Here is a 1,440-nt window from a genome sequence, read left to right on the forward strand (position 1 = left end):
CACTGAAAATGAACCGGGAAAACCTTAGCGGTTTATCAAACCCTTCACTATAAATCAGTAGATCTTGACCTTCCAGGCTAATCCGTTGTGCTCTCTCAAGAGCACTGAAATAGCGGATCTCTTGCTCCTGGGCTTGTGAATCAACACAAGCCCTTTTTGTCGAAATCATTGGACCAACTGTGAGGCGATCGCCCTTGATTTGAGACTGAGCAGAATAGGAATTGCAGCCCCCTTGGCCATCAATGCGATCAGTGCCATTGAAGCGCAGCGTTGGTTTTTGCGGGCTATTTATCACGCCAGTACCCCCCAAATCTTTAAGCACCCATTTTGTGTCAGTTAGCTGCTGCATTTCGGGTTGGAGAACGTTAATTGACTCTACTTCTAGGAGCTGACCGACCTGGCAGAAAGTTGCCATGTCCTGCACAAGTTTTCCCCGCACTTGGACTCGAAGGCCAGCTTTTCTTGGAAAGTTACCTAGTAGCTCGAAGGAGCGGCCATCTTGAGTTTTCATACGATAACATCCTCCTTCAACGTCCACAAACTCGATGACACCAGTAACATTGATTGTTGAGGATTTGCTTGGGGAAGTAGGGCGCTGAGAAAGTGGTTGGGGAGTACTCATCTCAGCCGAGGCCTCTTTGATCACCTGGAAGACAAAAATAGTCGTAAGCAAAGTGGCACTAAACGGGATAAAGAGGAGTCTTAACACCGGATTCATAATTGTGTGCCCCCATCGTCTTCACTAAAGCTGTTGAAAACAAGTCTACAGGACAAGAGAAGTTGGGTGAAAAGCTATGCTCTATCTCTAGCTTTCTTCTGCTTTATTTCATCCTGAATGGCAAGTCTAGTAGGGTATTAGTATATCTATTGGAAACACCTATCTGATTTATTTGAATGAAAGAGCATAAAGCGGACAAGCCACTCACCGGGAAGGCCCTATTGCAAAAAGTAAAGGAACTGGGAAAAGCAGGCCGTGAAGAAAAGGCCAGAGCCTGCGGCTACTCTACTACAACCAAGAACGGCCATGAACGGGTCAATCTGCTGAAGTTCTATAATGCCCTCATCGAGGCCAAGGGTGTCAAGTTAGATGACAGATCTAGTAAGAGTAATGGTAAGGGGCGGACGGCCACCTACAGGATCAGAGTGCAGTCTAATGGGAGTTTATTTATCGGACCTGCCTATACTCAACAACTAGGGCTCCAGCCGGGTGATTCCTTTGAGATTTCCCTGGGACGAAAGCATATCCATCTAAAACAGATTGATGCTGCTTCTTGAGCCAGGAAGAGGAATTCTGGGGGGGTCCAGCGTGTATCTTCAAGACCCCGGCCAATTTGGTTGTGCAGTGGCTAGAGCAAGGGCTGAGGAGATAATTCCCGTGAACGTCAATCGCTCCCAAGAGGGCTACCCCCTCAAGGTTCATTTGAGTCCAGAGGCCCTTGC

Annotated in this window: 2 protein-coding genes; one reads left to right on the plus strand and one right to left on the minus strand. The window is 47.6% G+C overall.

The features are described 5' to 3' along the window. Window positions 1-718: META domain-containing protein (locus AC2VE5_RS27100; RefSeq protein ID WP_486890634.1), on the minus strand; the 718-nt coding region annotated here is incomplete at its 3' end. 176 nt (window positions 719-894) lie between these two features. Between AC2VE5_RS27100 and AC2VE5_RS27105 the strand changes: the two genes are divergently transcribed. After that, window positions 895-1,275, plus strand: a complete 381-nt coding sequence (locus AC2VE5_RS27105) for an AbrB family transcriptional regulator (protein WP_486890636.1) — start codon at window positions 895-897, stop codon at window positions 1,273-1,275. Window positions 1,276-1,440: the final 165 nt, after the last annotated feature.

It is taken from the genome of Aliterella sp. E5.1 (assembly GCF_057473825.1).